The organism is Streptomyces sp. RLA012 (assembly GCF_056270325.1).
This window is the reverse complement of record NZ_JBWDPA010000002.1, coordinates 5864713-5889379: the sequence shown is the minus strand read 5'-3', so window position 1 is coordinate 5889379 and position 24667 is coordinate 5864713. Positions and strand designations below refer to the sequence as shown.

22 protein-coding genes and 1 tRNA gene are annotated in these 24667 nt (G+C 70.4%); 15 read left to right on the top strand and 8 right to left on the bottom strand.

Features of this window, described 5'->3' with window-relative positions; genetic code table 11:
- The first annotated feature begins 123 nt into the window (after nt 1-123).
- Entirely contained in the window at nt 124-285 is a 162-nt protein-coding gene (locus RV986_RS26870; protein ID WP_475919853.1) for a hypothetical protein, read from the top strand.
- Between the two features lie 181 nt (nt 286-466).
- On the opposite strand, the gene RV986_RS26865 is transcribed toward RV986_RS26870, so the two are convergent.
- Entirely contained in the window at nt 467-1681 is a 1215-nt protein-coding gene (locus RV986_RS26865; protein WP_475919852.1) for a sensor histidine kinase, read from the bottom strand.
- Between the two features lie 166 nt (nt 1682-1847).
- Here RV986_RS26865 and RV986_RS26860 point away from each other — a divergent pair, with 166 nt between their 5' ends.
- The 3 genes from RV986_RS26860 (at nt 1848) to RV986_RS26850 (ending at nt 6018) form a co-directional block, all read left to right on the top strand.
- Nucleotides 1848-2039 carry a hypothetical protein gene (locus tag RV986_RS26860; protein ID WP_475919851.1) on the top strand — a complete coding sequence of 64 codons (192 nt, stop codon included), beginning with the start codon at nt 1848-1850 and terminating at the stop codon, nt 2037-2039.
- Between the two features lie 136 nt (nt 2040-2175).
- On the top strand, nt 2176-4386 hold the full coding sequence (locus RV986_RS26855; RefSeq protein WP_475919850.1) for an MMPL family transporter: 2211 nt from the start codon (nt 2176-2178) through the stop codon (nt 4384-4386).
- A 276-nt stretch (nt 4387-4662) separates the two neighbouring features.
- Nucleotides 4663-6018, top strand: coding sequence for a sensor histidine kinase (locus tag RV986_RS26850; RefSeq protein ID WP_475919849.1), 1356 nt, complete (start codon nt 4663-4665; stop codon nt 6016-6018).
- A gap of 68 nt (nt 6019-6086) precedes the next feature.
- Here RV986_RS26850 and RV986_RS26845 read toward each other — a convergent pair whose 3' ends face one another.
- A complete protein-coding gene (locus RV986_RS26845) occupies nt 6087-6533 on the bottom strand; it encodes an ATP-binding protein (protein ID WP_475919848.1) in 447 nt (148 codons plus the stop codon).
- Between the two features lie 252 nt (nt 6534-6785).
- On the opposite strand from RV986_RS26845, the gene RV986_RS26840 reads away from it, so the two are divergent.
- The 9 genes from RV986_RS26840 (at nt 6786) to RV986_RS26800 (ending at nt 17424) form a co-directional block, all read left to right on the top strand.
- Nucleotides 6786-7604 (top strand): hypothetical protein, encoded by an 819-nt coding sequence (locus RV986_RS26840; protein WP_475919847.1) that lies wholly within the window; start codon nt 6786-6788, stop codon nt 7602-7604.
- 177 nt (nt 7605-7781) lie between these two features.
- Nucleotides 7782-8522 carry a YcnI family copper-binding membrane protein gene (locus tag RV986_RS26835; protein ID WP_475919846.1) on the top strand — a complete coding sequence of 247 codons (741 nt, stop codon included), beginning with the start codon at nt 7782-7784 and terminating at the stop codon, nt 8520-8522.
- A gap of 147 nt (nt 8523-8669) precedes the next feature.
- Nucleotides 8670-9323: an SCO family protein gene (locus RV986_RS26830; protein WP_475919845.1), complete on the top strand. Its 654-nt coding sequence runs from the start codon at nt 8670-8672 to the stop codon at nt 9321-9323.
- Entirely contained in the window at nt 9320-9787 is a 468-nt protein-coding gene (locus tag RV986_RS26825) for a copper chaperone PCu(A)C (RefSeq protein WP_475919844.1), read from the top strand. Before RV986_RS26830 ends, RV986_RS26825 begins: the two co-directional genes overlap by 4 nt.
- A gap of 124 nt (nt 9788-9911) precedes the next feature.
- The gene (locus RV986_RS26820) at nt 9912-11984 is read left to right on the top strand and encodes a copper resistance CopC/CopD family protein (RefSeq protein ID WP_475924441.1); all 2073 of its coding nucleotides are present in this window, start codon (nt 9912-9914) and stop codon (nt 11982-11984) included.
- Between the two features lie 8 nt (nt 11985-11992).
- Nucleotides 11993-13399 (top strand): iron uptake transporter deferrochelatase/peroxidase subunit, encoded by a 1407-nt coding sequence (gene efeB, locus RV986_RS26815; protein WP_475919843.1) that lies wholly within the window; start codon nt 11993-11995, stop codon nt 13397-13399.
- Between the two features lie 70 nt (nt 13400-13469).
- On the top strand, nt 13470-14402 hold the full coding sequence (gene pheA, locus RV986_RS26810) for a prephenate dehydratase (protein ID WP_475919842.1): 933 nt from the start codon (nt 13470-13472) through the stop codon (nt 14400-14402).
- An 899-nt stretch (nt 14403-15301) separates the two neighbouring features.
- Nucleotides 15302-16579, top strand: a complete 1278-nt coding sequence (gene serS, locus RV986_RS26805; protein ID WP_475919841.1) for a serine--tRNA ligase — start codon at nt 15302-15304, stop codon at nt 16577-16579.
- Nucleotides 16576-17424, top strand: coding sequence for an HAD family hydrolase (locus tag RV986_RS26800; protein WP_475919840.1), 849 nt, complete (start codon nt 16576-16578; stop codon nt 17422-17424). Before serS ends, RV986_RS26800 begins: the two co-directional genes overlap by 4 nt.
- Nucleotides 17425-17496: 72 nt before the next feature.
- Here RV986_RS26800 and RV986_RS26795 read toward each other — a convergent pair.
- From RV986_RS26795 to RV986_RS26770, 6 genes are all read right to left on the bottom strand, one after another.
- Nucleotides 17497-17584: transfer RNA gene (locus RV986_RS26795), tRNA-Ser, on the bottom strand.
- Nucleotides 17585-17845: 261 nt separating this feature from the next.
- Nucleotides 17846-18094 (bottom strand): SGM_3592 family protein, encoded by a 249-nt coding sequence (locus tag RV986_RS26790; RefSeq protein WP_475919839.1) that lies wholly within the window; start codon nt 18092-18094, stop codon nt 17846-17848.
- A 130-nt stretch (nt 18095-18224) separates the two neighbouring features.
- Entirely contained in the window at nt 18225-18944 is a 720-nt protein-coding gene (locus RV986_RS26785; RefSeq protein ID WP_475919838.1) for an ABC transporter permease, read from the bottom strand.
- A gap of 10 nt (nt 18945-18954) precedes the next feature.
- Nucleotides 18955-19866 carry an ABC transporter ATP-binding protein gene (locus tag RV986_RS26780; RefSeq protein WP_475919837.1) on the bottom strand — a complete coding sequence of 304 codons (912 nt, stop codon included), beginning with the start codon at nt 19864-19866 and terminating at the stop codon, nt 18955-18957.
- Nucleotides 19863-20780, bottom strand: coding sequence for an ABC transporter permease subunit (locus RV986_RS26775; RefSeq protein WP_475919836.1), 918 nt, complete (start codon nt 20778-20780; stop codon nt 19863-19865). The genes RV986_RS26780 and RV986_RS26775 overlap by 4 nt, the downstream gene beginning before the upstream one ends.
- Nucleotides 20770-21756 (bottom strand): ABC transporter ATP-binding protein, encoded by a 987-nt coding sequence (locus RV986_RS26770; RefSeq protein WP_475924440.1) that lies wholly within the window; start codon nt 21754-21756, stop codon nt 20770-20772. The genes RV986_RS26775 and RV986_RS26770 overlap by 11 nt, the downstream gene beginning before the upstream one ends.
- Nucleotides 21757-22013: 257 nt before the next feature.
- Between RV986_RS26770 and RV986_RS26765 the strand changes: the two genes are divergently transcribed.
- Nucleotides 22014-22895, top strand: a complete 882-nt coding sequence (locus tag RV986_RS26765; protein ID WP_475919835.1) for a M24 family metallopeptidase — start codon at nt 22014-22016, stop codon at nt 22893-22895.
- A gap of 5 nt (nt 22896-22900) precedes the next feature.
- A complete protein-coding gene (locus RV986_RS26760) occupies nt 22901-24661 on the top strand; it encodes an SDR family oxidoreductase (RefSeq protein ID WP_475919834.1) in 1761 nt (586 codons plus the stop codon).
- Nucleotides 24662-24667: the final 6 nt, after the last annotated feature.

The window sequence follows — 24667 nt, the reverse complement described above, 5'->3', positions numbered from 1 at the left end:
GCGACCGGGTCGCAGGAGTCGGTGGTGTCCTGCACGGTGATGCGCAGCGTCAGCGGGACGCCGCCCTTGCCCTCGGTGATGTCCTTCCGCACCAGGGCGCCGTCGAGGTAGTACGGCCCCTCGGTGACGCTGGACATCAGCACGCACTGGCCGCTGCCGGTGGATGTTGAGGCCGAGGCCGAGGTCGAGGTCGAGGTCGAGGTCGAGGTCGCCGAGGTAGTCGCCTCGGCGTCGGTGGTGGTGGTGGCGGCGGCGGTCGTCTCGTCGGCGAACGCCGTCTGGTAGCCGGCCACCGCGAGCCCGCCCGCGGCAACCGTGCCCCCGGTCACCGCGAGCGCACGGCGCCGGGTGATCGATGTGTCTTTGTGGCTTCTCGTCATGATCGGAAAGCTACGAAGGGCAACCCTCAGGGGCATGGGGTGGAACTGTGAGGGAGGTAGGAATGCTGAGAAAGCCGGTGGGACCGTCACCACGCGTACGGAAGATCCACCTCGATCTCGGTCGGCCCCCCGGCAGGGCTGTTCAGCCGCACGGTCCCGTCCAGCGCGGCGACCCGTCGGCGCATGCCCAGCAGTCCCGAGCCGCCCGCCTCTCCCTCAGAGCCGAAAGCCTGGGCGGTGCCCCCAGCGCCGCCCCGGCCCTCGTCGGCCCCGCCCCGGCCCTCGTCGCGTACGACCACGCTCAACCCCGTCGTCGTACGGGCGAGCCGGACCGACGCCCGCTCCGACCCGCTGTGCTTCGCGGCGTTCGTCAACGCCTCGGCCAGTACGAAGTAGGCGGCCGCCTCGATCGCCGCCGGAGCCCGGAGCCCGCTCTGCGCCCCGTCCTCCAGACCGTCCACCTCCATGGTCACGTCGAGCCCACTGCTCGCCGCAAGCGCCCGCGCCGCTCCGACCAGCCCTCGGTCGGTGAGGATCGGCGGATGGATGCCGCGGACCACGTGCCGCAGCTCGGTCAGTGCCTCTTCGGCCTGGTCCTGCGCGTCGTCGAGGAACTTGCGCGCGGTCTCCGGATCGCGTTCGTACGCCCGTTTGGCGATGCCGATCCGCATCGACAGCGACACCAGCCGCGCCTGCGTGCCCTCCTGCAGATCCCGCTCGATGCGGCGCAGTTCGGCCTCGTGCGCGGCCACCGCGCCCGCCCGCGTCTCGGTCAGTTCCTCGACCCGCTCGGCGAGCAGCGCCTTCGGAGAGGGCTTGAGCAGGGCGGTGGACCAGGCGGCGTCGAGGTCCGCTAGACGGCCGATCAGCGGCAGGACGAGCGGCGAACGGCCCAGCAGACCCTGCCGTACGCCGTCCACGAGCAGGCCCGCCGGCCAGAGCGGCAGCGCCAGCACGCCCAGGAAGCCGTAGGCGTAGTGGGCGACCATCCAGCGGAGGTCGTGGAAGGTGCCGGGGTCACAGACCGACGTGCGCAGCCGCTGACGGAGCGGGCCCTCGACGCGCTGGTACGCCTCCGGGATCTCCCGGCCGGTCCACTGCGCCACCTGGCGCCGCTTGGCCCCGGCGAACCGGCGCACGAGCAGCACCGTCTCGGGCAGCAGCCCGGCACCGACCACCGCGAGGGTGGCGACGGCCGTGAACAGCAGCACCGTGATGAAGATGATCGAGCCGAACGCCAGTGCGGCAGCCCTCGCCAGCTGGACCGTGGCCCGCGTCGCTTGCCGCACTGTCTTTCCCATGCCGACCAGGCTAGGCAGACCGAGGAGGCGGCGCGGGAGAGCGCGCTCCACATGAATGGTGTAGCCACCTACACCACCGGTTCGGGAGGGCGCTCTCTCGTGACGGCGGGCCCCGGACGGGATCGTTGAATCCGCAAGGTCAACGTCCCCCTCCGAAGGAAACCCCGTGAAGTCGCTGCTCTCCTCGACGCCGCTCTGGTCGCTGTTCCTGGTCGGCCTCGGTGCCGCCGCCGGCATGGGCCTCGTCTCCCTCGGAGCGGGCTTCGGCTTCCTCCAGAACCGCAAGGTCAGGCCCGACCCGGCCGGCACCGCCCCCGCGCGGCACCGACGCACCACCACTGCGCTGACGCAGGGCTGACGCAGCACGGATACGGCACCGGTGCCGCACCACTCGAAAGCACCGGTCGAAAGCACCGGTCGAAAGCACCACTCGAAAGCACCACTCGAAAGCACCACTCGAAGTACCCGAAAACCAGACCTTGGAGACCCCTCCCGTGGCTACCTTCCTCTATCGACTGGGCCGAACGGCCTTCCGGCGGCGCTGGTACGTCGCCCTCATATGGGTGGCCGTCCTGGCCGCCGTCGGCTTCGGTGCGGCCAAGGCGCCCGCCGCCCCCGACGACTCGAACGCCATGCCGGGCATCGAGTCCCAGAAGGCGTTCGACCTGATGGAGCAGCGCTTCCCCGGGGCCAAGGCCGACGGAGCGACCGCCCGGATCGTCTTCGTCGCCCCCGACGGCCAGAAGATCACCGCCACCGACAACAAGGCGGCCGTCGACAAGCTGGTGGACGAGGCGGCCTACGGCTCGCAGGTCGCCGGTGCGGTCAGTCCGTTCCAGGCGAACGCGGTGAGCAAGGACGGGACGACGGCGTACGCGACCGTCACCTACAAGGTGAAGGCCGACGACCTCACCGACGCGGCCAAGAACCACCTTGAGGACGCCATCGCGCAGGCCGAGCAGGCGGGCCTGACCGTCGAGGCCGGCGGTGACGCGCTGGCCACCACGCCCTCCGCGGGCGGCTCGGCCGAGGCGATCGGTATCGCCATCGCCGCCGTCGTGCTGCTGATCACCTTCGGTTCGATGGCCGCCGCCGGGCTCCCGCTGCTCACCGCGATCCTCGGCGTGGGCGTCTCCATGGCCGCGATCATGGCCCTGTCCAGCGCGTTCGGCCTCTCCTCCACCACCGGCACGCTCGCCACCATGCTCGGCCTCGCCTGCGGCATCGACTACGCGGTCTTCATCGTCTCCCGCTACCGCGAGGAACGCGCCAAGGGCCACACCCCGCAGGAAGCCGCGGGCCTCGCCACCGGCACCGCCGGATCCGCCGTCGTCTTCGCCGGCCTCACCGTCGTCATCGCCCTCGCCGGACTCTCCGTCGTCGGCATCCCCATGCTCACCAAGATGGGCCTCGCCGCCGCCGGAGCCGTCATGGTCGGCGTCTTCATCGCGCTGACGCTCGTCCCGGCCCTCCTCGGCTTCTGGCCGAACGCCGTACTGTCCCGCCGTACCCGCAAGCGCGGAAGGATCAAAGAGGCCGGCGAGAACAACGGCGGCAGCCGCTGGGCCCGCTTCGTCCTGCGCCGCCCGGTGCCCGTCCTGCTCGCCTCGGTCGCCGGTCTGGGCGCCCTCGCCGTGCCCGTCATGGACCTTCAGCTGGGCATGCCCGGAGCGGAGTCCAAGCCCACCTCGACCACCGAGCGCCGCGCCTACGACGACCTCGCCAAGGGCTTCGGCCCCGGCTTCAACGGCCCCCTGTCCATCGTGGTCGACGCCAAGGGCGCCGCGAACCCCAAGGCCGCGGTCAAGACCATCGAGGAGAAGATCAAGGCCACCGACGGGGTCGTGTCCGTCTCTCCCGCACGCTTCAACACCGCGGGCGACACAGCGATCTTCTCCGCCGTCCCGTCCACCGCGCCCACCAGCGAGAAGACCAAGGACCTCGTCAAGACCATCCGGAACGAACGCCCCGTCACCGAGGCCTCGACGGGTGCCGAGTTCGAGGTCACCGGCACCACCGCGCTGAACATCGACATGGCGGAGAAGACCCAGAAGGCACTGATCCCCTACCTGATCGTCGTCGTGGGCCTGGCCATCCTGCTCCTGATGGTGGTCTTCCGTTCCCTCCTGGTCCCGGTCAAGGCGGCCGTCGGCTTCCTCCTGTCGGTGCTGGCCGCCCTCGGCTCCGTCGTCGCGGTCTTCCAGTGGGGCTGGGGCGCCTCGCTCCTCGGCCTTGAGACGACCGGTCCGATCATGAGCATGATGCCGATCTTCCTGGTGGGCATCGTCTTCGGACTCGCGATGGACTACGAGGTATTCCTCGTCGCCCGGATGCGGGAGGCGTACGTCCACGGCGACAGCCCCAGCCAGGCCGTCCAGAGCGGCTTCCGCTACAGCGCCCGCGTCGTCGTGGCCGCCGCGCTGATCATGATGGCCGTGTTCTCCGGGTTCATCGGCGCCGGGGAATCGATGATCAAGATGATCGGCTTCGGACTCGCCATCGCCGTCCTGTTCGACGCGTTCGTGGTCCGCATGGCCTTCGTACCGGCCGTCCTGGCCCTGCTCGGCAAGGCCGCCTGGTGGATGCCGCGCTGGCTCGACAAGGTGCTGCCGAAGGTCGACGTGGAGGGCGAGGCGCTCACTCACCGGTCGGCCGTCACCCCGGCACACGCCGACCCGGCCGATCGAGAACCGGCCCACGTCTGACCGTCCCGAGGACCGGAGGACCGAGGGCCGGAGTACCGGAGTACCGGAGTACCGAAGGCCGGAGTACCGGAGTACCGAAGGCCGGAGTACCGGAGGGCCGCCCGTGCCGAGCACGGGCGGCCCTGGGCCTGTACAACCCGCCGCGCTCAAGCCCGTTCACCGGCCCGCGCCCAAGCCCCCGTACGGCCCGCGTCCCTCAGCCCCTCAAGTCCGTACGCCCCGTACACCCCCGTATGCCCTCACAGGACCGAAGACGGCACCCGACAGGAACCGGTGATGATCACCAACTGGCAGCGACACGTACGGAACAATCCCCGCGCCCAGGACACGACATCGGCCCTGCTGCTGTTCGCCGTCTCCTTCCCCGGCACCCTGTACGTCGCCACCGGCTCCGCCGACCCGGCGGCCCCTTGGTGGACCCCCGCGCTGCTGTCCTGCGTCTCCTGCACCGCCCTGCTGTTCCGCCGCGACCACCCGCGCACCGCCGTGGCCGTGGCCACCGTCGCCGCGGTGACCACGGCCGCGCTGGGCTACCTGCTCACCGTCCTGTCGCTGGCCCCCCTCATGGCGGCGACCACGGCCGCGCTGGGCTACCTGCTCACCGTCCTGTCGCTGGCCCCCCTCATGGCGGCGCTCTACTCGTTCGCGCTGCGTACCGACCACAACGCCCGCCGCAGGAGCTACGCCTTCGGTGTCGCCGCACTCCTGGTGATCACGGAGCTCATCACCGGGCCCGCCGACCGCTCGTTGGACCTCAAGACGGTCGGCCCGGTCGCCTGGGTCCTGCTGCCGACCGCCCTGGGCAGCGCGGTACGGCTCCGGCGCGCCTACTTCGACGCCGTGCGGACCCGCGCCGAGCACGCCGAGCGCACCCGCGACGAGGAAGCGCGGCGCCGGGTCGCCGAGGAGCGCCTGCGTATCGCCCGCGAACTGCACGACGTCACCGCCCAGCACCTCGCCCTGGCCAACGCCCAGGCCGGCACCCTCGCCCACCTCCTGCGCGGCCAGCCCGACCAGGTCCACCAGATCCTCGCCGGCCTCGCCACCACCACCTCCGCCGCGCTGCGCGAACTCAAGGCCACCGTCGGCCTGCTGCGACAGGAGGACATCGAGGGCGCGTCCCCGCCGACCGCGCCCGGACTCGCCCGGCTGGCCGAACTGACCGCTTCCTTCCGGGCCGCGGGTCTCACGGCCACCGTCAGTACCCAGGGGGAACCCCGGCAGCTCTCCCCGACCGCGGATCTCACCGCGTTCCGGATCGTGCAGGAAGCCCTCACCAACGTCACCAAACACGCCGTCACCGGGACGGCTCGCATCCGGCTCGCCTACTCCCACGACCTGCTGACCCTCACCGTCTCCGACGACGGCGGCGCCATCCCCACCACACCGATCACCCCGGCCACCGCCACCACACCAACCACCCCAACCACCCCAACCGGCTCAAGCAGTTCGAGCAGTTCGAGCAGTTCGAGCAGCCTGCCGGTCCGGAGCGGCGGCTTCGGTCTCATCGGTATGCGCGAACGCGCCCAGTCCGTGGGCGGCAGCCTCCTGGCGGGCCCCCGCCTCGGGGGAGGCTTCGAGGTCAGGGCCGAACTCCCGCTCGGCCGAACGGACGTCACGGTCCGCCGCTGAGCCCACGCACCCCTGACTCCTCGACTCCCGGCTCCCCGACTCCCGGCTCCCTGACTCCCCCTCAGGCACTACACCGCCAGCAAAGGAGCGTCCTTCTTCCACTTCAGGATCTTGTCGAAGCTGACCACCGCCCCGCCCCGCCCCGGCTCGTTGCCGATCTGGACGTGGTCGGCGAGCTCCTGGATCAGATACAGCCCGCGGCCGTGTTCGGCGTCGTCGCACAGCGGAGGACGGGTACGGACCGAGGTGAAACCCGGGCCGGAGTCGGCGACTTCGATGCGGCACTTCTCACCGTCGAGGTAGGCGGTCACCCGGTAGGCCTCGGAGGAGGCACCGGGCGCCGCGTGACCGCCGTGCTCGACGGCGTTGGCGCACGCCTCGCTGAGGGCGACGGAGAGGTCGTACGAGACGTCCGGGTCGACGCCCGCCGTCTCCATCGTGCCGAGCAGCAGGCGTCTGGCGAGCGGAACGCTCGCAGCTTCGCGCCGCAAATGGAGTGACCACCAGATGCTCATGCTCCAGCCTCCTGGCCGCGGCTCGACATACCGTTACGTATTGCCGCAGGCGCCCGTGTGCAATCGCCCCACATGACGTGATGCCGCCCATACGGCGGATGCGCGCGCGACAGAGCTCGGTGTATGTGCAGGTGGATTCGCCCAGATGGTGAGCTACCGCCGGATGGTGATCTACCGCACTTACCTCACGGAACGTCACCTTGTGGACCTGGCGTGGGGAGCGGATGGGCCGAGTGCGATGATGAGGCGGCCATGACTGCCCCCCACCAACGCAGGGCGCGCTCCGGACCCGAGCTCCGGATTCTGCGGGCCGCGGTGTTCGCCGCGGTCTGCGTCGTGCTGGCCGCGGCCGGTCATGGGATCGCTTCCTGCGCCACGGTTCCGCTGTGGACGCTGGGCGCCGGATTCCTCGTGGTCTTCGCCGTCGCCGCCGCACTGGCGGGACACGAGCGCTCACTGCCGGGCATCGCAGCGCTGCTCGCCGTCGGCCAGACCGCCCTCCACACGCTCTTCGGGCTCGGCGTGGCCGGTGCGACGACGGCCTCCGGCTCCATGCCGATGACCGACACCTCGCTCGTGGAGCGTGCCGCGCGCCTCGTGTGCGGTACCACCGCCGCGGCGATCAGCCCCGCGCAGGCCATGAAGATCATCGCCGACGCGCGGCTCGACACGGGCATGAGGGGGTCCATGCCCATGCACCACCCCGCGGACGCGATGTCGACCGCCATGGGTTCCTCGATGTCGGTGCTGCCGTCCGTGCCGATGCTGCTCGGCCACGTCCTCGCGGCCGTCGCCGCCGGTTGGGTGCTGCGCCATGGTGACCTGGCGCTGCTGAGGCTCATGCGGCTGTCCGCGCACGGAGTCACGGAGGGGGCGCTCGTACGGTCCCTGCGCGGGGCGCTCGCGCTCGTACGCGCCCTGCGGGCCGGCCTTCCGGGCACGCCCGGTATGGCACCCCGCACGCCGCGCACCGCGCTGCTCGCGCCGCCCAAACCCCGTATCACCGCACTCCAGCACAGCGTCGTCCGGCGCGGACCGCCACGCTCCACCGCTCTCGTCCTCGCCGCCTGACACGACGCGCCACTCCATCAGCCGCTGAGCCCGATGGGAGATGCCGTCGTACGGCACGCGCGCGTGCACGCCGTCGACGCCCCCGGGCGCCGTACAAGGCCTGCGTATGCGCCCTTCTGTCATGGATTTCACGGATTCCACGGAATCCAACGGACTGAAAGTGGAGTGTTCTCTTCCATGAAGGCTTCCCGTATCGCCGCCGCCGGTGCCGTCGCCGCCTCGGCCGTTCTCGCCGTCTCCGCCCCCGCCTTCGCGCACGTCAGCGTCCAGCCGGAGGGCGAGGCCGCCAAGGGCGGCTACGCCGTCATCGACTTCAAGGTCCCCAACGAGCGCGACAACGCCTCGACGAACAAGGTCGAGGTGAACCTGCCGGCCGATCACCCGCTCGCCTCCGTCATGCCGCAGCCCCTCGACGGCTGGTCCGTGAAGGTCACCAAGAGCAAGCTGGCCAAGCCGCTCACGATGCACGGCGAGAAGATCTCCGAAGCCGTCACCAAGGTCACCTGGACGGCCACCGGCAAGGGCATCGAGCCGGGCTTCTTCCAGAAGTTCCCGCTCTCCGTCGGCGCGCTCCCCGAGGACGCCGACGAACTCGTCTTCAAGGCGATCCAGACATACGACAACAAGGACGTCGTGCGCTGGATCGAGCCGCAGCAGGAGGGCCAGGAGGAGCCGGAGAACCCCGCTCCGGTGCTCGCGCTCACCGCCGCGTCCGCCGACGACCACCACGGGGCGTCCGCGACCGCCGAGGACGCCTCCGAGAAGTCCACGGCGGCCCCCGCCGCGGCCGCCGCCTCCGCCTCGTCCGCCGACAGTTCCGACACCACCGCCCGCGTCCTCGGCGTCGTCGGCATCGTCGTCGGCGCGGCAGGGGTGGCGTACGGCGTTCTGGCCGGCCGTCGGCGCACCACCGCCTGAGGCCCACCGCACTCCTCCGTTGCGCACCGGTGGTCGTACGGCGTCCTGAAACCGGCGTATGCCCTCGTGAACAGGTCATACGCCCGCGTCGACGGCGTCGTACGACCCCGGTGCACACCGGAGCCCTCACATCTGGGACATTTTTCTATGCGCAAGAAGACGTATGCCGCGGCCGCCCTGTTCGCCGCCGCCGCACTGACCCTCTCCGCCTGCGGCAGTGGCGACGACAGCAACAAGCCGATCGCCGACGTGTCCGCCGAGAGCGGATCGGGCAAGGCCGCGACGGTCCTCGACAAGGCGTTCGAGAAGCCCGACCTCGTCCTCACCGACACGAACGGCAAGAAGTACGACTTCCGGGCCGAGACCAAGGGCGCTCCGACGCTGGTCTACTTCGGCTACACCCACTGCCCGGACGTCTGCCCGACGACGATGAGCAACCTCGCCGTCGCCAAGAAGCAGCTGCCCAAGGCCGAGCAGGCCAAGCTCAAGGTCGTGTTCGTCACCACCGACCCGGCGCGCGACACCCCGGCCGCACTCGGCGAGTGGCTCAAGGGGATCGACCCCGCCTTCGTCGGCCTGACCGGCGACTTCTCCACCATCCAGGCCGGCGCCCGCACCCTCGGCATCTCCATCGAGCCGACGACGAAGGACAAGAACGGCAAGCTCGTCTCCGTGCACGGCACCCAGGTCATCGCCTTCTCGCCGAAGACCGACGGGGGCTATGTGATCTACGGCGAGGACGCCACCGTCGACGACTACACCAAGGACCTCCCCAAACTCATCAAGGGGCAGAACCCGTGAGGCGACTCGCGGGACGCGCGGCGCTGACAGTCACCGCACTGGCACTGGCCCCCGCACTGGCGGGGTGCGGCTCGGACGACTCCTCCTCGGGCCGGCCCGACCTGAAGGTCACCGGCGCCTACATGCCCGCCCCGGTCATGGACACCATGGCGGCCAGTTTCTTCACCGTCACCAACTCCGGCGGCGCCGACACCCTGACCTCGGTCACCAGCGGCCTCTCCGACGACGTCACGCTGCACTCCACCAAGGGCGGCGCGATGGAGGAGGAGAAGTCCTTCGCCGTGCCCGCCGACGGCACGCTCGACTTCGCCAGCGGCGGCAACCACCTCATGTTCGAAAAGCTCACCCACAAGCCCGTGGAGGGCGAGAAGGTGTCGGTGACGCTGCACTTCGCCAAGACCGGCTCCGTGAAGATCTCCATGCCGGTGAAGTCCGCGACGTACAACCCGAAGACCGGGCACTGAGGGAGGGATCACCGTGACGCAGACCATCGCTCCCCAGGCGACCGACCACCGTACGGCTGGGCGGGCCACCACTTCCGGTGTCGCTTTTCGGGACACGCACCGGGGCGTTTCCCGGCTACGAACGCTGGTGTTGCTGTTCCTCGCGGTGGCGGGCGCGGTCCTCGCCGGCGCCGCGCCGGTCTCCGCGCACGCAGCGCTGACCGGCAGCGACCCCCAGCAGGGAGCGGTGGTCAGCCAGGCGCCCACCCAGGTCTCGCTCACCTTCTCCGAGAGCGTCTCGATGTCCGACGGCTCGGTGCGCGTCCTCGACCCCAGGGGCAAGCGCGTCGACACCGGCAAGACGACCGACCTCGGCGGCACCACGTACGGCGTGAAGCTGCACTCGGGGCTGCCCGACGGCACGTTCACCGTCACCTACCAGGTGGTGTCGGCGGACAGCCACCCCGTGTCGGGCGCCTTCACCTTCTCCATCGGCGCGCCCTCGCAGACCTCCGTGGCGCTGTCCGACCCGGCGGTGGGCGGCGGAGTCGTCGGCACGCTCTATGGGATCGGGCGCTACATCTCGTACGCCGGATTCATCCTCCTCGTCGGCGGCGCGGCCTTCGTCCTGACCTGCTGGCAGCGCGGCGCCGGAGTCCGTGCGGTGCAGCGACTCATCGTCGCCGGATGGCTCGCGCTGACGGGCGCCACCCTCGCGCTGCTGCTTCTGCGCGGCTCCTACGTCGGCTCCGGCAAGATCGGCGACATCTTCGACCTGACACTGCTCGGACAGGTGCTGCAGACCAAGTCGGGCGCGGCGCTGGTCTCGCGCCTGCTGCTGCTCGCCGCGGGGGCACTGTTCATCGCGGTGCTCCTCGGGGCGTACGCGCGACGGGACGAAGCCGCGGACACCACCGGCGACGAGTCCGCGGACGCCGCTGCCACCGCCGCCACCGCTGATGGCGTCGATGGCGTTGATGGCGTCGGAAAGGACGTCGGAAAGGACCTCGACGAGGACCGCGAAAAGGACCTTGAGAGAGGCCTTGAGCGGGACCTCGAGAAGAAGGACCTCACCTTCGGGCTCGCGATCGGCGGCACCGTCGTCGCGGCGGGGCTGGCCGCGAGCTGGGCGATGGCCGAGCACGCCTCGACCGGCATCCAGGCGGGCCTCGCGATGCCCGTCGACGTACTGCACCTGCTGGCGGTCGCCGTCTGGCTGGGCGGCCTGTCGACGCTGCTCGTGGCGCTGTTCCGGGCGCCTGCCGACGCGCCCATCGAGGCCACGGCCGTACGGCGTTTCTCGCGTGTCGCGTTCGGCAGCGTGAGCGTGCTGGCCGCGACCGGGATCTACCAGTCGTGGCGCCAGGTCGGCTCCTGGTCGGCGCTCACCGACACGTCGTACGGACAGCTGCTGCTCGTCAAGATCGGCCTGGTCGCGGTCCTCGTCGGCATCGCATGGGTCTCACGGCGCTGGACGGCTCAGCTGTCCGAGGCGCCGGTGGCGAAGGTCCTGGCCACGGCCGGGGCGACAGCCACGTCGACGACTGGGGCGACAGCCGCAGCGACGAGCGGGGCGACGAGCAGCGCTACAGCCGGGGTCAAGCAGCGGGCGAAGGAGCCCACGACGGTTTCCGCGGACTCGGGTGGCTCCCGGCGTGCCGCCCAACTGGCCCGGCAGCGGACCGCCGTGGCCGACACGCGCCAGAAGCGCATCCGCGACGCCGATCCGGTCCGTACCGGGCTGCGCCGCTCGGTGCTCGCCGAGGCGGGCGTCGCCGTCGTCCTGCTGGCCGTGACGACCGTGCTGACATCCACCGAACCGGGGCGCACGGAGGAGGCGGCCCAGCAGACCACCGCCTCCACCTCCCAGCGGTCCGGACCGCTCTCCCTGAAGATGCCGTTCGACACGGGCGGCCAGGACGGCAAGGGAACGGTGGAGGTCACCCTCGACCCGGCCCGCACCGGCGGCAACGAGATGCACGTCTTCGTGGTGCGGCCGAACGGCAAGGCCTTCGACGTCCCCGAGGTGAAGGTCGCCTTCACTCTGGAGGCGAAGAAGATCGGGCCGCTGCCCGTGACCCCCGACCGCATCGCCACCGGCCACTGGTCGGCGATCGGGGTGCAGATCCCCATGGCCGGCGACTGGAAGGTCGCGGTGACCGTGCGCACCTCCGACATCGACCAGGCGACCGTGACCAAGAACGCGAAGATCGGCTGAACCTCACCATGGCTGACCAGTCCACTCCGGAAGCCACTTCCCAAGCCGCTTCGAAAGCCATCCCGGATGCCATCCCGGATGCCATCCCGGATGCCACTTCCAAAGGCACTCCCAAGGTCGCTTCGGAAGCCGCTTCGGAAGCCACTCGGGAAAAGGCCCCTCCAAGGGAGGCCGTCTCCGGAAATGCCACCCCCAAGGGGGTCTTTTCCCGTCGCCGACTGCTCGGCACCGCCGGAGCCACCGGGCTCGCCCTGGGCGCGGCCGGAGGTGTCGCCGGCTACGCGGCGGCGCCTTCCGCCGACCACACCGTGCCCCTGACCTCGCTCGGCGCGGACACGGTGATGTTTCACGGGAAACATCAGCCCGGCATCACCACCCCGCTCCAGGCCCGCGGTCACCTCGTCGCGTTCGACCTCGCCGCGGGCGCGGGCCGCAAGGAGGCCGCCGCACTGCTGCGCCGCTGGTCGACGACGGCCCAGCGGCTGATGGCGGGCGAGGCCGCCGCGCACGACGACACGGACGTGGCACGGGACGCCGGCCCGTCCTCCCTGACGGTCACGTTCGGCTTCGGGCACAGCTTCTTCGCGCGTACGAGCCTGGAGAAGCAGCGCCCGGTCGCCCTCGACCCGCTGCCCGACTTCTCCTCCGACCACCTCGACAAGACGCGCAGCAACGGCGACCTGTGGGTGCAGATCGGCGCCGATGACGCCCTGGTCGCCTTCCACGCCCTGCGCACGCTCCAGAAGGACGCGGGCGGCGCGGCCCGGGTGCGCTGGCAGATGAACGGCTTCAACCGCTCTCCCGGCGCCACCGCCCAGCCGATGACGGCCCGGAACCTGATGGGCCAGCTCGACGGCACCCGCAATCCGAAGCCGTCCGAGTCCGACTTCGACCAGCGCATCTTCGTACCCGCCTCCGGCGACCCGGCGTGGATGGCGAATGGCTCGTACGCCGTCGTACGCCGGATCCGGATGCTTCTCGACGACTGGGAGAAGCTCTCGGTCAAGGCCCAGGAGGACGTCGTCGGGCGGAAGAAGTCGACCGGGGCGCCGCTGAGCGGCGGTACCGAGACGACCGCGATGAACCTGGACAAGACCGACGCCGTCGGCAACCTGGTCGTCCCCCTCAACGCGCACGCCCGGATCACCCGGCCCGACCAGAACGGCGGGGCCGCGATGCTGCGCCGCCCGTTCTCCTTCCACGACGGGTTCGACACCGACGGCGTGCCCGACGCGGGCCTGCTCTTCGTCTGCTGGCAGGCGGATCCGCTGCGCGGGTTCGTCCCGGTGCAGCGCAAGCTCGACCGCGGCGACGCACTGTCCACTTTCATACGCCACGAGGCGAGCGGGCTGTTCGCGGTACCGGGCGGGGCGGCGCGGGGGGAGTACGTGGGGCAGTCGCTGCTGGAGGGGTGAGGGCCATCCCTGCAGGCGGCGGTTTCCACAGGCGGGGGCCTGGGTGCGCGAGGCCCACTAGGGTGAGGTCATGCCAGCCAGCTATGCGTATCTCGGTCCCGAAGGCACCTTCACCGAAGTCGCCCTGCGCACGCTTCCGGAGACCGCCACCCGGGAGCTCGTCCCGATGGTGTCGGTTCCCGCCGCGCTGGACGCCGTCCGCAACGGCGAGGCCGAGGCCGCCTTCGTCCCGATCGAGAACTCGGTGGAGGGCGGCATCACCACGACCCTCGACGAGCTGGTCGCGGGCACACCGCTGATGATCTACCGCGAGGTGCTGCTGTCGATCACCTTCGCCCTGCTGGTCAGGCCCGGCACGAAGCTGTCGGACATCAAGACGGTGAGCGCCCATCCCGCCGCCCAGCCGCAGGTGCGCAACTGGCTGAAGAACAATCTGCCGGACGCTCTCTGGGAGTCCGCCGCCTCGAACGCGGACGCCGCCCGGCTGGTGCAGGAGGGCCGGTACGACGCCGCCTTCGCGGGCGAGTTCGCGGCGGCCAAGTACGGTCTGGAGCCGCTGGAGACCGGCATCCACGACGCGGAGAACGCGCAGACACGCTTCGTCCTGGTGGGCCGGCCCGCCCGGCCCGCGGCGCCGACGGGTGCGGACAAGACGTCCGTGGTCATCTGGCAGCGCGACGACCACCCGGGTGCCCTGCTGGAGCTGCTCCAGGAGTTCGCGGTCCGCGGCGTCAACCTGATGCTGCTGCAGTCCCGGCCCACCGGTGAGGGCATCGGCAACTACTGCTTCGCGATTGACGCGGAGGGCCACATCGCGGACCGCCGTGTGGGTGAGGCGCTGATGGGGCTCAAGCGGGTCTGTCCGCAGGTGCGGTTCCTCGGCTCGTACCCCCGTGCGGAAGTCGATCCCAAGGACGTACGCCCGCCCCGGGCCGGCACGTCGGACAGCGAATTCTCCGCCGCGTCGGACTGGCTGGCACGCTGCCAGGACGGCCGCTTCTAACCCGCTCCCCGGCCAGTCCCGAGCCCGGTTCCCCCGGCCAGTCCCGAGCCCGGTTCCCCCGGCCAGTCCGGGCCTGGACCCCCGGCCAGTCCGGGCCCGGATCCCCGGCCAGTCCCGAGTCCGGATCCCCCGACTGGTCCACAAGCCGGGCACCGAAGCAGGTCCCCGGCCGGGCGCCGAAGGCGGTCCCAGGCCAGGCGCCGGGGCCGAGTTTCCCGGCCAGTCCCCAACCGGCTCCCGGGCCAAGCCGCCCTGCCCCAGTTCCAGGCCGGCCCCAGGCCGCGCCCCTGGCCCACGCCGGCCCAGCCCAGCCACACCGGCCCGGCCCGGCCCAGCCCGCCGGTCCTACGTCCAGATTTTCGTCATCCACAGACGTTATCCACAGGCGCGCTTCTCGACCTGGGGACAAGTCGACAACGAAGGGTTGCATCGTCGATAAATCGGCCTGCGGGGCCCTGGTTCGTCCACAGCCCTGCATGTCACCCCTCGTCCACTCTTTTCCCTTGATCAATCCGTTGGAGCGAAGCATTTCCACTCGAACGTGGGTGTACAGATGGTTTGACCCGCGAATCCTTCGTCCCGCATGCGGCTTTCGGAACGATCAGCCACGAAGTCCACAGATCTTCCACACACCCTGTGGATAACTCTGCGAGGGTGTGGACGCCTGTGGACAACCCCTTCTCAAGTCCCGTTCCCCACAAGGGAATCCAGTCAACCGCCGAGCGGCCATCTGCCCCGTTTCAGGGAGTACCGTCCCTTTTATTGACACCTCACCGGCGATCATCGACACTCATTGTCGATCAAGAGATTCGGCCCGGCATTTCACTCATAACACGGCAGAAGTGACGGAGTGGAATATCGAGTCGATGGCCGGAAGCGCGCACCGGTAGCCTTGAGGGGTGATTGACCTTCGCCTGCTCCGTGAGGACCCCGACCGTGTTCGCGCCTCCCAGCGCGCCCGTGGAGAGGACGTCGCACTCGTCGACGCCCTCCTCTCTGCCGACGAGCGGCGCAGGTCGTCCGGCATGCGCTTCGACGAGCTCCGTTCCGAGCAGAAGGCGCTCGGCAAGCTGATCCCCAGGGCCTCCGGCGACGAGAAGGCCGAGCTGCTGAGGAAGGCCGGTGAACTCGCCGCCGCGGTCAAGGCCGCCGACGCCGAGCAGCACGAGACGGACGAGGAGGCCAGGCGGCTCCTCCTCCAGCTCGGCAACCTGATCCACCCGGACGTCCCGGTCGGTGGCGAGGAGGACTTCGTCGTCCTGGAGACGCACGGCACGATCCGCGACTTCGGCGCCGAGGGCTTCGAACCCAAGGACCACCTGGAGCTCGGCGAGGCACTCGGCGCGATCGACGTCGAGCGCGGCGCCAAGGTGTCCGGCTCGCGTTTCTACTACCTGACGGGTGTCGGTGCCCTCCTGGAGCTCGCCCTCGTCAACGCGGCGATCGCACAGGCCACCGAGGCCGGCTTCACCCCGATGCTGACCCCGGCCCTGGTCCGCCCCCGCGCCATGGAGGGCACCGGCTTCCTGGGCCAGGCCGCGGAGAACGTGTACCACCTGGAGAAGGACGACTTCTACCTGGTCGGCACCTCCGAGGTCCCCCTCGCCGCGTACCACATGGACGAGATCCTGGACGCCGACCAGCTGCCGATGCGCTACGCCGGCTTCTCGCCGTGCTTCCGTCGTGAGGCCGGCACCTACGGCAAGGACACCCGCGGCATCTTCCGCGTCCACCAGTTCGACAAGGTCGAGATGTTCTCGTACGTCGACCCCGAGGACGCGGAGAACGAGCACCAGCGGCTCCTGGAGTGGGAGAAGCAGTGGCTGACCGGCCTTGAACTGCCGTTCCAGGTCATCGACGTGGCGTCGGGCGACCTCGGCGCCTCCGCGTCCCGCAAGTTCGACTGCGAGGCGTGGATCCCGACCCAGGGCAAGTACCGCGAGCTGACCTCGGCCTCGAACTGCGACGGCTTCCAGGCCCGCCGCCTGTCCGTGCGCATGCGCGACGGCAAGAAGGTCCAGCCGCTGGCGACGCTGAACGGCACGCTGTGCGCCGTCCCCCGCACGATCGTGGCGATCCTGGAGAACCACCAGTTGGCCGACGGTTCCGTACGGGTGCCGGAGGTACTGCGTCCGTACCTGGGCGGCCGTGAGGTCCTGGAGCCGATCTCCAAGTGAACGGCACCACTGGGTCGGCCGGGGCAGCCGCTTCGACCGGGCCGTTCCCCTACAAGCTCGTCGCGACCGATCTCGACGGCACGCTGCTGCGTTCCGACGAGACGGTCTCGGAGCGCACCCGTGCGGCACTCGCCTCGGTGACCGCGGCGGGCGCCGCGCACATCGTCGTCACCGGGCGCGCGGTGCCCTGGACCCGGCACATCCTCGACGACCTCGGCTACGAGGGGCTCGCGGTGTGCGGTCAGGGCGCGCAGGTGTACGACGCGGGGGAGCACCGGCTGCTCACCTCGGTGACGCTGGACCGGCAGCTGGCCGGTCTGGCGCTTGCCAAGATCGAGGCGGAGGTCGGCCCGCTGCTGCTCGCCGCGAGCCGCGACGGGCTGGACGGCGAGGTGCTGGTCGGCCCCGGCTACCGGAGGCAGGACGGCCCGCTCCCGGTCGTCCCGATCAAGGACGCGGCGGACCTCTGGTCGGCCCCTCTGAACAAGGTGTACGTGCAGCACCCGACGCTCTCCGACGACGAACTCGCCGCGGTGGCCTCGGAGGTCGCGGGCGGCCTCGTCGGCGTCACGATGGCCGGCGCGGGCATAGTGGAACTTCTCCCCCTCGGCCTCTCCAAGGCCACGGGGCTGTCGCTCGCGGCCCGCCGCCTCGGTGTCAGGGCCGCGGACACCATCGCCTTCGGCGACATGCCCAACGACATCCCGATGTTCGCCTGGGCGGCGCGCGGGGTGGCCATGTCGAACGCCCACGACGAGCTCAAGGCGGTCGCGGACGAGGTGACGTCCTCGAACGAGGAGGACGGGATCGCGGTGGTACTGGAGCATTTGCTCGCGCAACCGTAACCCACGCCCTGCTCCTGCTCCTGCTCCTGCTCCTGCTCCTGCTCCTGCTCCTGCTCCTGCTCGAACGTCTTGCGGAGGATGCGCGGATCGAACGCGCGCGGGCTTTTCGGGCCCGACCACGGCTTAGCAAGCCGGTGCCTTTCCACTCGGCCAATCCTCCGGGTGGGCGGCCCGCGCGAGATGCGCGCTCGAAGCGGCCGCCCCGGACAGCCCCCCGTGCGGGGTGGGTTCGACGGAGAGGTGACTACTCCGGAACCCGCCGCGGGCTGCCCTGTCGGGAGCTCGACGAACTGCTCCTGATGAACATCGTCGCACTCCTCTCCCAGAACGTGGCGCCGGCTCGATGCGGCGGCGTGGACAGAACCACTGTGCCCGCACGCCGACTTGGGCGCCACTGATTAAAGGCCGCCCCCGCGGGGGTTCACCGGCGGCGCCACCTGCGCCGACGGGCCTTGCTGAAGAACCACCCCGCGGGCGGTTCGTCGGAGCGCCAGGGCTGTGGATCGGGTCCCCCCTCGCGCCAACGGGCCGCGAGCATACGGGCGCGGGCGGACGGCTCGGCCGTTTCCGCGGACCGTATGAAGTTCTCGTCCAGTACGAGGCCGTCCCAGACGTCCTCGACATCCCCGGACCGCTCGCGATCGTCACTTTGTGGTTCCTCGACCGCCATCCCCGTTCCTCCTAGCCGTACGTCGGCCGTGCATCCCCTCGGCCCAGTGTGCCCGGACAGAGATGAAGTCGCTGTCAAGAAGCCGCTGTCAAGAAAAAAAGGGGGCTCCACGCAGAGGTGGAGCCCCCGCTCACTCCTCGCCGGCCAGCGTCAGCGACCGCAGCCTCTGCCCGGCGTACCAGGTGGCGAGCACGGTGACCGCGACCAGCAGCACCGTCGCGGTCGGCAGGCCCACGTCCGAGGTGACGAGGTCTCCACCGGTGACCTTGTGGCCCACCGCGAGCGCCCACTGCTGGACGCTGAGCGTGCGCGCGCCGGACACCAGCGACCCGAAGAGGGCCTCCCAGACAAGCGCGTAGACGAGTCCGAAGACCACCGCGTGCCGGGTCACCGTCCCCAGCAGCAGGAACAGTGCCGCGTACGCGATCGAGGCGACCAGCGCGGCCACGGTGTAGGCGACGGCGATCTGCTGGCCGTTGCCGTTCAGGATCATGCCCGCGATGAAGGTGGGCACCGCCGAGAACGCCATGGTCACGGCGACGGCGACGATCAGCTTGGTGAAGATGATCGTGGGCCGCTTCAGGGGCTTGGCCAGCAGATACACCACGGAGCCGTCGTCGATCTCGGGCCCGATCGCACCCGTGCCGGCGATGACGCCGATGATCGGCACCATGGTGGCGAGCGCGAACCCGCCGAGCAGGTCCGAGGCCACCTGGTCGTCGGCTCCGGAGAAGCCGCGTACGGCCACGGAGATCACGATGAGCAGGACGGGCAGCGCACAGAGGATGAGGGCCCGGCGGCGGCCGAGCAGGCCCCGATAGGTGAGCCGGGCGACTGTGGGGTCGTACATCTTGGGCCTCCTACGCCGCGACGAGATACGAGAAGACGGACTCGAGGGACTCGTCGGACGGCGAGACCGTGAGCAGCCGGATGCCGTGCTCCCGCGCGACACGCGGCAGCAGCGCGGTGAACCGGCCGAAGTCGACCGCCTGGATGCGCAACGCGCCCTCGGCGAGGTCCACTTCGATGCCGGACGTCGACGGGTCGGCGATCAGCGCGGCGGCCAGCGCCCGGTCGTCACTGGAGCGGACGAGGTAGCGGTGCGGGCGGTCGGTCATCAGACGGCGGATGCGCCGGAAGTCGCCGCTCGCCGCGTGCCGTCCGGCGACGATCACCTCGATGTGCGAGGCGAGTTGCTCGACCTCTTCGAGGATGTGGGACGAGAACAGCACCGTGCGGCCCTCGTCGCCCATGCGGCGCAGCAGATCCATGAGCTGCATGCGCTGGCGCGGGTCCATGCCGTTGAAGGGCTCGTCGAGCAGCAGCAGCGACGGGTCGTGGACGAGCGCGGAAGCCATCTTCACGCGCTGTCGCATGCCCTTGGAGTACGTCGAGATCTTGCGGTCCTGCGCGTACTCCATCTCGACCGTGGCGAGCGCCCGCTGGGCGGCCTTCGCGCCGAGGCCGTGCAACTCGGCGTTGGCGACGACGAATTCCTGTCCCGTGAGGAAGTCGTACATCGCCTCGCGCTCCGGGACGATGCCGATGTGCTGGTAGATCTGTTCGTTGCGCCAGACCTGCCGGCCGTCGAGGGTGACGGTGCCCGTGGAGGGGGCGAGGAAGCCGCCCATCATGTTGATGAGGGTGGACTTCCCGGCGCCGTTCGGGCCGAGCAGGCCGGTGACACCGGGGCCGATCGTCATCGTGATGTCGTTGACCGCCACCACGTTGCCGAACCAGCGTGAGACGTGGTCGATGTTGAGCGTGGTCACAGCCCGACCTTTCGGTAGCGGCGCATCAGGAGGCCGTAGCAGCCCGCGATGAGCCCCAGGACGACGATGAGGTAGACGACGCCCTGTCCGGACGAGGGGCCCTCCCCTCCGGGGAAGGCGGAGGTGGCGCCGAGGAAGGCCGTCTGCACTCCGTCGATGAGCGTGATGGGCGAGAAGAGCCCGAGCCAGGGGACGGCCGTGGAGCTGGACTGCTCGAAGGCGATGGCCTGGACGGTCGACACGGCTCCGTAGGAGATGGTCAGGGCGGCGATGACGGCCGCGATACCGAAGCCGCGGCGGGGGGTGATCGCCGAGATGACCAGGCCGATCCCGGCGAAGAGCAGCGACAGCAGCGCCACGGAGACCAGTCCCTGTCCGAAGCCCTTCGTCTGGTCGGCGAAGTCGAGCTTCGCCAAAAGCGCCCCTACGTAGAGCACGATCAGCGGCGCGGCCGTCAGGACGAACAGCGCCGAGGCCAGCGCCGCGTACTTGGCGCGTACGTAGTCGACGGTCTCGATGGGGCGCGAGAAGTACAGCGGTACGGTCTTGAAGCGCAGGTCGCGCGAGACGGACTGCGGTCCCTGGGAGGCGACGTACAGTCCGATGACGGCCTGCATGATCACCGCGTAGCGCGTGTAGTCGACGGGCAGGTCCTTCGCCTTGGTGGCGACCGCGACCGCCACCATGATGAGTGCGGGGACGCACATCACCACGAAGAGCAGCATCGGCAGCACCTTGGACTTGACCGAGCGGCCGAGGCCGTAGGAGCCGCGCAGGGACTGCGAGTACAGCGAGCGGCGGGCGTAGGCGCGGCCGAGGCGCGGGCCGTCGTAGTGGCGGTAGCCGATGTTGTGGATGCGGGTCTGCTCACCGCCCTGGGCATGTGCCGTCGTCCGGGTCTGGTCAATTGCCATGACCGACCGCCTCCTTCCGCTGCTCGTCGCTTCCCTTGGCGCCGTCCTCGTCGCTGTCCGTGAAGACCTCGGCGATGTGGTGACGGCGCTGTTCCATCCGGACCAGGCCGAGGCCGAGGTCGGCGACGACGTCGCGGACGAGGTCGTACGTCTCCTCGCTCTCGGCGGTCAGCAGCAGGATGTGTCCGGCGCCCGGCAGGCCGCTGCCGTCGTGGGTGTCGATCCCCCGCGCGTGGAGCGCGTCACGCACCGCGCGGGTACCGTCCGGGTGCTCGTCGGTGTCGGTGACCTCGATGGCGAGGGTCGTGGTGCTCTGGGTGAAGTCCGTGGTGGAGCTGGAGCGCAGCAGTTTGCCGCCGTCGACGACGACGACGTGGTCACAGGTCCGCTCCAGCTCGCCCAGCAGGTGCGAGGTGACCAGGACCGAGATCCCGAAGTCGGTGTGGATGCGGCGGATCAGGCCGAGCATCTCGTCGCGGCCGACCGGGTCGAGGCCGTTGGTCGGCTCGTCGAGGAAGACCAGCTGGGGGTCGTGGACGAGGGCCTGCGCGAGCTTGACGCGCTGCTTCATGCCCGTCGAGTAGCCGCCGATGGGGCGGTAGCGCTCCTCGTACAGGCCGACGTGGCGCAGGGTGTCCGCGGTGCGCTCGCGGGCCGCGGCCGGCGGGAGCCCGGACATGCGCGCCATGTGGACGACGAACTCGGTGGCCGAGACGTCGGGGGGCAGGCAGTCGTGCTCGGGCATGTACCCGACCCGCTCGCGGATGGCGCCGCCCTCGGTGGCGACGTCCAGGCCGAGCACCTGTGCGCGGCCCTCGGTGGCGGGGGACAGACCCAGCAGAATCTTGATCAATGTGGACTTGCCGGCCCCGTTGGCTCCGACGAGTCCGGTCACACCGGGCCCGACGTCCACGGAGAGCCGGTCAAGAGCGGTCACCCGGGGGTACCGCTTGCTCAGGCTTTCGGTCACGATCACAGTCACGTTCTCGAAGGTAGTGGCGCACGCCACAAGGGTCGTCAGCCCACGGAGCTGGATCCGCGTCAGACTCCAGTCGTACGGGCCCGTAGGGGTCCCCCTGAAGTCGAACAACCGGCGAGGGACTATCCACATCGGGCCGGTTGTCCACAGGCGCCGCGCAGGTCTATTGACGCAGCCTCTAACAACTGTCACATTCGCCAGTGTCAAGTTACGGACACGTACCGCAGTCGACGGGGACAGAGTGGGGCGGTGGCATGACGACGGCAGCGACGGGTGAACTCGCCGCGGAACTGCGGGGGTTCCGAAAGGTGCAGCGCCTCGCGTACGACTGCGCGGAGGCGGTCGCCGCACAGCTGCGGCCGGGCGTGACCGAGCGCGAGGCGGCGCGCATGCAGCGGGAGTGGCTGCGCGAGCGCGGGGTGCTCGACTGGTTCCACCTGCCCTTCGCGTGGTTCGGGGACCGCACGGCGTTCGTGGACTTCCGGATCCCGCTGCAGTTCTTCCCCACCAACCGCCGGCTGGAGCCGGGGATGCCCTTCATCCTCGACCTGGCCCCGGTCCACCGGGGATGCACGGCGGACGTCGGTTACTCCGGCTCCCTGGACCCGAACCCCGTCCAGGACAAGCTGATGGCCGACCTGGAGGCGCACCGCGAGCTGATCCTGCGCGAGGTGCGCGAGCGCAGACCGCTGCGCGAGATCTACGAGGACGTGGACCGGCTCATGGTCCGCCAGGGATATGCGAGCCGGCATCGCGCGTATCCGTTCGGCGTGATCGCGCACAAGGTGGACCGGGTGAAGGAGCGCGCCTGGTCACCCCGTCTGTTCGGGTTCGGTACGCAGTCCCTGAAGGGGCTGGCGAGTGACGTGCTCCACGGGCACCGGGACGGCTGGTCGCCGCTGTGGTCGCCGTACCGGTTCTCCGACCATCGTCCCCCAAGCTCTCGGCTTCGCTCGAGCAGGGGGGACCCCCATCGGCCGGGCCTGTGGGCGGTCGAACCGCATCTCGGATTCCGGGGCACGGGCGCGAAGTTCGAGGAGATCCTGGTCGTCACCGACTCCGGGGATCCCGAGCAGAGCGCTTTCTGGCTGGACGACGATCTGCCGCACGTGCGGCGCTGGGCGAAGGAGGGGTGAGTCCCGTGACTCTCGACGGAGCGCGCGAGCGCTGGGTGAGGACGGGCGGAATCGAGCTGTGCGTCGCCGAGTTGGGCGACCCGGCACAGCCCACGGTGGTCCTCGTGCACGGCTATCCGGACTCGAAGGAGGTGTGGTCCGAGGTCGCGACACGCCTCGCCGAGCACTTCCACGTGGTGCTGTACGACGTGCGCGGGCACGGCAGATCGACGGCGCCGCAGCCGCTGCGCGGCGGGTTCACCCTGGAGAAGCTGACGGACGACTTCCTGGCTGTCGTGGACGCGGTGAGCCCCGACCGTCCGGTGCACCTGGTGGGGCACGACTGGGGTTCGGTGCAGTCCTGGGAGTTCGTCACGGTCGCGCGCGCCCAGGGCCGTATCGCCTCCTTCACGTCGATGTCCGGGCCGTCCCTCGACCACTTCGGGCACTGGATCAAGCAGCGCGTCCGGCGGCCCACTCCGCGCAGGGTCGGCCAACTCCTGGGGCAGGGCGCCAAGTCCTGGTACGTGTATGTGCTGCACACGCCCGCTCTGCCCGAGCTCGCCTGGCGCGGCCCCCTCGGCAAGCAGTGGCCGAAGATCCTGCGGCGGATCGAGAAGCTGCCCGGGGGCGACTACCCGACCTCGTCGCTGCCGACGGACGCGGCGCACGGCGCCTGGCTGTACCGCGACAATGTCCGGGCCCGGCTGAACAGACCGCGCACGGACGCGTACGCGCACGCGCCCGTGCAGCTCGTCACGCCCCTGGGGGACGCGTTCCTCTCCGAGCGGCTCTACGACGACCTGGAGCAGTGGGCCCCGCGGCTGGTGCGCCGCACGCTCCCGGCCAAGCACTGGGTCCCGCGGACCCGGCCCGACCAACTGGCCTCCTGGATCACGGAGTTCGTCCACGCCAACGAGGACGGCGTTCCCCTGCGGGACACCGTGGCCACCGGCACGTACGCGGAGCGCTTCGGCGGGCAGCTCGTGCTGGTCACCGGCGCGGGCAGTGGCATCGGACGGGCCACCGCCTTCGCGTTCGCCGAGGCGGGCGCGCGCGTGGTGGCCGTCGACCGGGACGCGGCGGGCGCGGCCCGTACGGCGGAGATGTCCCGGCTGATCGGCTCCCCGCAGGCCTGGGCCGAGACGGTCGACGTCTCCGACGAGCAGGCCATGGAGAAGTTCGCCGAGAAGGTCGCCACCGAGTACGGCGTGGTGGACGTGCTGGTGAACAACGCCGGGATCGGGCTGTCCGGGTCCTTCTTCGACACGACTCCGGCGGACTGGAGGAAGGTCCTCGACGTCAACCTGTGGGGCGTGATCCACGGCTGTCGGCTCTTCGGCAGGCAGATGGCCGAGCGCGGCCAGGGCGGTCACATCGTCAACACCGCCTCGGCGGCGGCGTACCAGCCCTCGAAGGCGCTGCCCGCCTACAGCACCTCCAAGGCGGCCGTGCTGATGCTCAGCGAGTGCCTGCGCGCGGAGCTGGCGGGCCAGGGCATCGGCGTCTCGGCGATCTGCCCGGGTTTCGTCAACACGAACATCACCTCGACCGCGCACTTCGTCGGTGTCGACGCGACCGAGGAGAAGCGGCGCCAGAAGAGATCGGCGCGGCTGTACGGGCTGCGCAACTACCCGCCCGAGAAGGTCGCCGACGCGATCCTGCGGGCGGTCGTCCGCGACCAGGCGGTCGTGCCCGTCACCGCCGAGGCGCGCGGAGCCCGGCTCATCTCCCGCCTCGCGCCCGGGGCACTGCGCGCGATCGCACGGGTGGAGCCGCCGCTGTGAGCGACC

What these genes read in the sequence shown, in the direction of transcription:
- RV986_RS26850 (WP_475919849.1), top strand. Translation starts at nt 4,663, where the DNA reads ATGATCACCAACTGGCAGCGACACGTACGGAACAATCCCCGCGCCCAG.
- RV986_RS26765 (WP_475919835.1), top strand. Translation starts at nt 22,014, where the DNA reads ATGACGACGGCAGCGACGGGTGAACTCGCCGCGGAACTGCGGGGGTTC.
- RV986_RS26830 (WP_475919845.1), top strand. Translation starts at nt 8,670, where the DNA reads ATGCGCAAGAAGACGTATGCCGCGGCCGCCCTGTTCGCCGCCGCCGCA.
- efeB (WP_475919843.1), top strand. Translation starts at nt 11,993, where the DNA reads ATGGCTGACCAGTCCACTCCGGAAGCCACTTCCCAAGCCGCTTCGAAA.
- RV986_RS26840 (WP_475919847.1), top strand. Translation starts at nt 6,786, where the DNA reads ATGACTGCCCCCCACCAACGCAGGGCGCGCTCCGGACCCGAGCTCCGG.
- RV986_RS26865 (WP_475919852.1), bottom strand. Translation starts at nt 1,681, where the DNA reads ATGGGAAAGACAGTGCGGCAAGCGACGCGGGCCACGGTCCAGCTGGCG.
- RV986_RS26845 (WP_475919848.1), bottom strand. Translation starts at nt 6,533, where the DNA reads ATGAGCATCTGGTGGTCACTCCATTTGCGGCGCGAAGCTGCGAGCGTT.
- RV986_RS26785 (WP_475919838.1), bottom strand. Translation starts at nt 18,944, where the DNA reads ATGTACGACCCCACAGTCGCCCGGCTCACCTATCGGGGCCTGCTCGGC.
- RV986_RS26835 (WP_475919846.1), top strand. Translation starts at nt 7,782, where the DNA reads ATGAAGGCTTCCCGTATCGCCGCCGCCGGTGCCGTCGCCGCCTCGGCC.
- RV986_RS26790 (WP_475919839.1), bottom strand. Translation starts at nt 18,094, where the DNA reads ATGGCGGTCGAGGAACCACAAAGTGACGATCGCGAGCGGTCCGGGGAT.
- RV986_RS26775 (WP_475919836.1), bottom strand. Translation starts at nt 20,780, where the DNA reads ATGGCAATTGACCAGACCCGGACGACGGCACATGCCCAGGGCGGTGAG.
- pheA (WP_475919842.1), top strand. Translation starts at nt 13,470, where the DNA reads ATGCCAGCCAGCTATGCGTATCTCGGTCCCGAAGGCACCTTCACCGAA.